Annotated in this window: 5 protein-coding genes; 1 reads left to right on the top strand and 4 read right to left on the bottom strand. The window is 43.2% G+C overall.

Annotation, left to right across the window (positions count from 1 at the left end; genetic code table 11):
- Nucleotides 1-1923 (bottom strand): sensor histidine kinase (locus AB4496_RS07245; protein WP_372130751.1); only part of this gene is annotated, 1923 nt, incomplete at its 3' end.
- A gap of 814 nt (nt 1924-2737) precedes the next feature.
- Between AB4496_RS07245 and AB4496_RS07240 the strand changes: the two genes are divergently transcribed.
- A complete protein-coding gene (locus tag AB4496_RS07240; protein WP_009845680.1) occupies nt 2738-4174 on the top strand; it encodes a glyceraldehyde-3-phosphate dehydrogenase in 1437 nt (478 codons plus the stop codon).
- Nucleotides 4175-4419: 245 nt separating this feature from the next.
- On the opposite strand, the gene AB4496_RS07235 is transcribed toward AB4496_RS07240, so the two are convergent.
- The 3 genes from AB4496_RS07235 to AB4496_RS07225 all read right to left on the bottom strand — a co-directional run.
- Nucleotides 4420-5499, bottom strand: coding sequence for a hybrid-cluster NAD(P)-dependent oxidoreductase (locus AB4496_RS07235; protein ID WP_009845681.1), 1080 nt, complete (start codon nt 5497-5499; stop codon nt 4420-4422).
- A 103-nt stretch (nt 5500-5602) separates the two neighbouring features.
- Nucleotides 5603-7264, bottom strand: a complete 1662-nt coding sequence (hcp, locus tag AB4496_RS07230; protein ID WP_009845682.1) for a hydroxylamine reductase — start codon at nt 7262-7264, stop codon at nt 5603-5605.
- A gap of 67 nt (nt 7265-7331) precedes the next feature.
- The coding region (locus AB4496_RS07225; protein ID WP_372130749.1) for a hypothetical protein at nt 7332-7528 on the bottom strand (197 nt) is incomplete at its 5' end.

Here is a 7528-nt window from a genome sequence, read left to right as displayed (position 1 = left end):
GGATGACACAACATTAGGTCGAACATTTAAGCGCTCGCACTCTTTGACCAATTGATCGAGGTAATTGAAAGAATTAGAAATAATTGTCGCACGGCTTAGGTTATCGAACGTTTGAGCGTGAGCCTCGACCGTGTCTACGTACAAACAAAAGGTGAATGTAGAGCCTCCTCCTTTCACTGAGCGTGCGGTAATATAGCCGCCCATCAAGTCAACAAGCTGCCGACAAATCGCAAGCCCTAGCCCTGTACCGCCGAATTGGCGAGTAATACTGCCATCTTCTTGAGTGAAAGGTTCAAAAATGGACTCTAGCTTCTCTGGCTCAATCCCAATCCCGGTATCAGACACACTGCATTCAAGCTTACCTCGCCCCAAAGACATCGGTGTATAAGCAATATCCGTTGTAATCGTGCCTTTTGAGGTAAATTTAATAGCATTAGACAGCAAATTGGTTAGCACTTGTCGAACACGATACTCATCGAAAAACAGCTGTGTTGGGGTTTGAGCATCAATGTTGATATCGAGTTCAATGTCTTTACTGATCGCTTTCGACAAAATTACGCTCACAGAGTCGTAAACCGCTTCTCGCAAATCGGCATTATGCGGCGACAACATTAAGTTACCCGACTCTATCTTAGAAAGATCGAGAATGTCATTGAGTAACACCAACAACGAATGTGAAGACGACTCGATATCCTCAAGTACCTCTTGTTGGTTAGCACTCAGTTGACTCTGAGATAAAATTTCCGCCATACCTATAATTCCATTAAGCGGCGTACGTATTTCATGAGACATGTTTGCTAAAAATGCACTCTTGGCCTTGTTAGCCGAAATTGCATCTTCTTTTGCTATTATCAGCTCTTTGTTGTGATGATAGTTACGTTCCATCACTCGATTGAGGGTTTCAGTAAACTCGGCAAGTTCATCGTTACCTTGAATATGAATCACCTTAGGCTTGCCGTAACTATCCGCGTATTCAGACACCCCTTTCACGATAATCGATAAGTTTCTATTTAAGCGCAAAGATGTCGCGACACCAAGCCATAACAAAGCACCTGAAACAACAAGGATAAGCAATGTCATAACCGCCGTTTGCCTTTTCTGTAGCGCTATATTTTTTGTCAAATCAAACTTTAATTGATCGGTATAAGCACCAACCGCCTTTGAGATCGCCAGCTTCTTTCGCTCTAAACTTTCCACATGTTCATATATTTCAGGTGTCGAGAAGTCACCTTTGAGAAGCCGCGCCGTAAATCGGTCTTGAAATTCATCTTGGGAGAACATGTTTAACAGTTTGCTAATTTCCAGCGAGTGGCTGTCTGATCGTAAAAACGTATCTAACAGCTGTTGTTGCCTTTCTAAAGCACCAACATAGCTCAATAAATATTGATCAATCAGCTCTGGAGAACGATACAAGCGGTAACTCAGCCACGCTTCTCGCTGAGTCCAGAACACGTAGTGAGTAAGATTGATAAACATCGTATCTGTTTGGCTGATCTTTTCGTCCACTATATTGGCACGATATTCAGACAGCTCCATTAACACGCCTTTTAACAGGTCAAAGGCTCGTTCTGTTTGCTGTGCGTTGCTGACAGTAATCTGTGATGCGTCGCTGTCAATACTAGTGGTTACCCGCGCGAGCTTCTTTAACACACTCTTTAACTCAATCAACTGCGGCTCGACAGTCCAACTGTTGTCGAACTGTTGAAGTTGTATTTCGTAATGAGCAAGCCTATCCACTTCCACTTGCAGCTCTAAAAACAACGGACCTTTCTCTGGCGAGTCTTTAGACAGCACTAACCATTGATAAGCACCACTTGAAACAGCATTAAAAGATTGAAGTGCTTCCACCTTAATTCGCGTTACTTCAAGGTGATTCATCTTCTTATCGTTCTTGAGCACTTCATTGACTGTAAACCCAAACATGATGAATACAGAAACTGTTGAAAGAAAAATAAGACGCCATCTAATTGACATATTTATCATTTTTATAACGACTCCTTTCCCGATAGTATTTTTACCTAGCTCAATATAAGAATAGGACATTAACAGGAGTTATTGATCAAATTGAATATGAACAAATGACATTATGAGCTAATCATAGGGAATTGGCGTCAGTCGTTATCCACATACAGGATTTAAAGAGGAAGGTCTATTTTAAACAAGTGAAAGGATAAGGTTATGCCTCTAGATGACCGCAAGTCACTGCTCTAGAAACCAATAAACACCAAAGTTAAGTCAAATTTGTGAGATCTAATCGTTTGCGTCACTAACTTTCTGTACTCAAACTCAGCTTATTCAAAAGTCGAACAAGAAAACTCGCTGAATACCTTATCTGTCGTTTACTTTTTAAGTGTAACTAGTGCTAATGATCACATCTTTAATGATCGCAATTCCCTTTATTACACATTATGTTTTGATCTGAGTATTTTTTGGCGAAAATTAAGTACTACAGACTGTTAAAGTCAATAGCCTTTCTTGACACTAAAATCTTGATTTATGACCAATTAAAAGCCAATTTTCAGACAATTAATCTGCATTTATTTTTCCTAGCAGAATAACTCGTCGTACCTTACAATCCTGCCACATAAAAATTACAAATTACACACAAGGCATATCAAGCAAATTTAAGTGGCGTTAAAGACCACCAAAGCTTAGATAGCTCAACTCCCCCATGCACTCATGGCTACCCTACATTCGCTATGATTGCAGACATTAACGTGAAAGGTCCCGAGTAAAGATGAGTCCCGAAAAGCACCTCCTAGACTGGCAAACTAGTCAAACTATTGCTGAATCAATCGCTCCTACTTTAGGTCAGTTGTATCGCCAAAAAGGCGTTGAAGTTATCCTCTTCGGTAAAACACTGGTTAACGCAACAACTATCGACATCATCAAAGCTCACCGCATCGCAAAACGTTACACAGGTTCTCCGCTTACCGCAGAACAGACTCAACCCATCATTCAACACCTTCTCTCTATGGACTTATCTCCATGTCGTATCGATGTTGGTCGCCTTGCTCATACATTCTGGCAAGATCGCGAAGACACACACGGGTTGGATGATTTCCTACAAACTGCACTTTTAGAATCGCTTGAAGGCGAGGCGATGACAGAACCTCGCGATGTTGTATTGTACGGTTTTGGTCGTATTGGCCGCTTGCTTACTCGTCTATTGATCGAGAAAAGTGGCCCAGGTTACCCACTGCGTTTACGTGCAATTGTTGTTCGTGGCGGCAAAGATGGTGACTTAGAAAAACGTGCAAGCTTGCTACGTCGTGACTCTGTTCATGGCCAATTCAACGGCAGCATTGTTGTAGACCAAGAACGTAAAGCGATCATCGTTAACGGTAACTTCATCCAAGTTATCTACGCAAACAAGCCAGCAGAAGTGGATTACACATCTTACGGTATCGAGAATGCACTTGTGGTTGATAACACAGGTGTGTGGCGTGACGCTGAAGGCCTAAGCCAACACGTTGCGTGTAATGGCGCAAAGAAGGTTCTACTGACTGCGCCAGGCAAAGGTGAAATCAAGAACGTTGTATTTGGTGTAAACCAAAATGACATTCAACCAGAAGACACAATCATCTCTGCTGCAAGCTGTACAACCAACGCGATTACGCCAGTATTAAAAGCGGTTCACGACAAGTTTGGTGTCCTATCAGGTCACATCGAAACGGTTCACTCATTTACCAATGACCAAAACCTAATCGATAACTTCCACTCAGGTGATCGTCGTGGTCGTGCTGCTTCATTGAATATGGTACTGACATCGACTGGTGCTGCTAAAGCGGTATCAAAAGCGATGCCAGAAATGGAAGGTAAGCTAACAGGTAATGCGATTCGCGTACCTACGCCAAACGTTTCAATGGCAGTAGCAAACCTAAACCTTGAGAAAGGCACAAACAAAGAAGAGTTGAACGAATACCTGCGTGAAATGGCGCTATCTTCAACTTTATCTGCACAGATTGATTACACCGACTCAACCGAGATTGTATCTACCGATTTGGTTGGTTCTCGCCACCCAGGTGTGGTTGACGGTGTTGCAACTATCGCGCAAGACAACCGCGCTGTTCTTTACATTTGGTACGACAACGAGTTTGGCTACAGCTGCCAAGTTGTTCACTGTATGGAACAGATGATGGGTGTTCGTTACAAGACATACCCTGAAGTTTAAACGACTTCGATCTTGTAACTAACTCAGCGCAAACGGCTCCACAACATAATAATTATATCTGCGAAGTCTATTATGGGCTTCGCAACCCTTCTTGTTTTACTCCCCCGTATAAACAGGAAGGTTGCCACTTAGATCTGCTCTCTCTATCTGATCTAAGTGGCCTTTTTACATCTGGTACTTTAATTTTGGTCTCTATTATGCCAACTTTGTTTTTACCGTTCTAACAAAGCTCGACTTCACATCTGCTACAGCTCAACCTCAACATCTGACTGAATCGTACTCGAACACGCAAGGACATAACCTTGCTCAATCTGTTCTGGCGTCAATGTTTCTTGGCTGCTTGATTCCACTGAACCTTTGGTTACTTTGCACTTGCAAGAACCACAAATCCCACTGCGACAAGCAATAATAATCGGAACTCCAGCTTTCTCTAATGAATCAGCCAGTGGTGTACCCGCTTCCGCTTCTACTTCTGCGCCAAATGCAGGAACAAACACCTTAACGGCACCATTTGAATCTGCAGACGCTTCCGCTTGTGACTCTTCTGAAGCTGTATTGCTATTGGCTAGTGAATCCGTGTTTGGGTTCGCTGGCGTGAAACTTTCTTGATAGAAATTTTCCATGTTGAATTCTAGTTCTTTCAGGTAGCTTTCTATGTTTTGCATAAAGCCAACTGGGCCGCACAGATAAACAGTTCGGTCTAAAATATCTGGGCTTAGTTTTACTAACCAATTCTTATCTAATCGACCTTGAGGAGCTAATGTTCCTTCACTGTCTTTTAGCAGCAATTTAAGATTGAAGTTGCTGTGCGCCTCATCTAATTGATGCAGTTCTTGAAAGTAAATGGTCTCACGCTTATTGCGTGCCATGTGGACGAAGTCGATCTCAATATCACTGCCTTGAGCCAACCAATACTTTGCCATCGCCATCACAGGAGTGATACCGCAACCCGCACTCACTAGCGTCACTTTTTTGGTCGTCGTTGGCATGCAATCAATACAGTTAAACGCACCAGCAGGCTTCAATACAGAAACCTCATCACCTTCATCAAGTTCATCAACAATAAAGTTCGAAACCAAACCACCTTCCACACGCTTTACCGTCAGTTTCAGGCGGTTATCTTCAGGACAAGACGCTACAGAATAAGCACGGTAATCGGTTTTCGCCGGCATATACAAACCCAGAGTAATAAATTGCCCTGGCTTAAAGTTGAAATGTAAGTCTTGTGGAACGCTGCCAAGCTCAAAGCTGACCGTATCTGGCGTCTCGTGCCATTTCTTTAAACACACTAAATTGATTGAATCGCTATCCGACCATGCATACATAGTTCGTGTACCTTGCTAATGACTAAAGATTTAAATCGAAAAAGCCCCGCCGTTGTCTGTTTTAGAAAAACGTCACAACAACGGGGCTTAGAGTTGGCTTAAATTAAGCCGCTAAGATTGTTTTAAGATCTTGCTCTGGCGTTGAGATAGAACGCATATCGAACTCGTCTTGCATAATCTTTAATAGGTTTTCTGTTAGGAAAGCTGGCGCTGTTGGGCCCGTGTAAATACCTTTCACACCAAGAGCGAACAGGGTAAGCAGGATAACGATCGCTTTTTGCTCGAACCAAGATAGAACCAGCGTTAACGGAAGTTCGTTGATACCACAATCAAACTCTTGAGACAGTGCGATAGCAAGCTGAATCGCTGAGTAAGCATCGTTACATTGGCCAACATCTAACAGACGTGGGATACCGTTAATGTCGCCGAATTGGTTTTTGTTGAAACGGAATTTACCACATGCCAATGTCAGGATTACTGAATCTTCTGGCGCTTGAGCTGTGAAGTCTGTGTAGTAGCTACGTTCAGATTTGTCACCGTCACAACCACCCACTAGGAAGAAGTGTTTGATGTTGCCTTCTTTCACTTGCTCAACAACCGCAGGTGCCGCTTCCATCAGTGCGTTACGACCAAAGCCGACAGTGATCATCTGCTCGATCTCGTCGTGTTTGAAACCTTCTTGCGCCAGTGCACAGTCAATTACTGCGCTGAAATCATCGCCTTCAAGGTGATCAACACCCGGCCAGCCCACGATGCTGCGTGTAAATAGACGGTCTGCGTAAGAACCTACATCAGGGTTAAGCAGGCAGTTAGACGTCATTACAATTGCGCCAGGGAAGTTAGCGAATTCTTTTTGCTGGTTCTGCCAAGCGCTACCGTAGTTACCCGCAAGGTGTGGGTACTTGTTTAGCTCTGGGTAACCGTGTGCTGGTAGCATCTCACCGTTAGTGTAAACGTTGATGCCCTTGCCTTCGGTTTGTTGAAGGATCTTTTCTAGATCATGCAAGTCGTGACCAGAAACAAGAATACAGTGTCCTTTCTTAGTTTTCACGTTCACGGTTGTTGGTTGAGGGTGACCAAATGTATCTGTCTCACCTTTATCCAGCATTTCCATGACTTTGTAGTTCATCAAGCCAATCTGCATAGACGTATCTAGCAGTTGTTTTAGGTCAGATGGATCTGTACCTAAGAACGCCATGATTTCGTGGTACTCAGCAAAAATAGCATTGTCAGTTTGACCAAGAACACGAGCGTGCTCCATGTAGGCTGCCGCACCTTTTAAGCCGTATAGGCAAAGAAGACGAAGGCCAATCACATCTTCGTGTTGAGAGTCGTGACCACGGTTTACAGCAGCTTGAGGCGCAAGTGCCAATAGCTCTGAAGAATCTGTTGGAAGATCGAACTGTGCTGCTGCAGAAAGTTCTGGAATTTCAAAACCAATCAATGTTGCTGCTGCACGAACTTTTTGCTCTAAACGCTGCTTGAATTCATGAGACTGTTGTGCGAATTCGATAATACGAGCAGGGTCGAAGTTAACGTTAGTCAGTGTTGCGAAGAACGCTTTTGGCGCCCACTCATCAACTTCTGTATCAATAACATCGCAAGCGCGACCTAGGCTTGCCCAAAAAGAAACGCCTTGAAGAGAATGCACCAACACGTCTTGAAGGTCGGATACTTCCGAGGTTTTTCCACACATGCCTTGTGCGAAAGAACAGCCTTTTACGGTTGGGGTTTGAATTGTTTGTTCACATTGAATACAAAACATATAAGGGGCTCCAGTAATTTTTTATTAGCTGTAAGTACTTTGCTTACAGTGACTTATTCCACCCCCCCTATAGAGCATCAAGCGTGCCAACTTTTAAGTCGTTGATTTTATGGAACTTACTGTTATCCCATGATTTTAGTGCGTGATTATGACTACATATAAACTCTAAATCCACACACGACTGTGTCATAGTGACTCTCTGGTATTTATTAACGGTGTTCATGTTTCGTTCAGAATAGAAGCGATATAGTAACAACATAGAGT

The sequence above is a fragment of the Vibrio sp. 10N.222.46.A1 genome, assembly GCF_041473595.1.
Lineage (GTDB): Bacteria > Pseudomonadota > Gammaproteobacteria > Enterobacterales > Vibrionaceae > Vibrio > Vibrio tasmaniensis_A.
The sequence above is the reverse complement of the archived record's forward strand: the minus strand, read 5'-3'. Positions and strand labels throughout refer to the sequence as shown.

Coding starts and splice junctions, on each gene's coding strand:
- AB4496_RS07240 (WP_009845680.1), top strand. CDS start 2,738: ATGAGTCCCGAAAAGCACCTCCTAGACTGGCAAACTAGTCAAACTATT.
- AB4496_RS07235 (WP_009845681.1), bottom strand. CDS start 5,499: ATGTATGCATGGTCGGATAGCGATTCAATCAATTTAGTGTGTTTAAAG.
- hcp (WP_009845682.1), bottom strand. CDS start 7,264: ATGTTTTGTATTCAATGTGAACAAACAATTCAAACCCCAACCGTAAAA.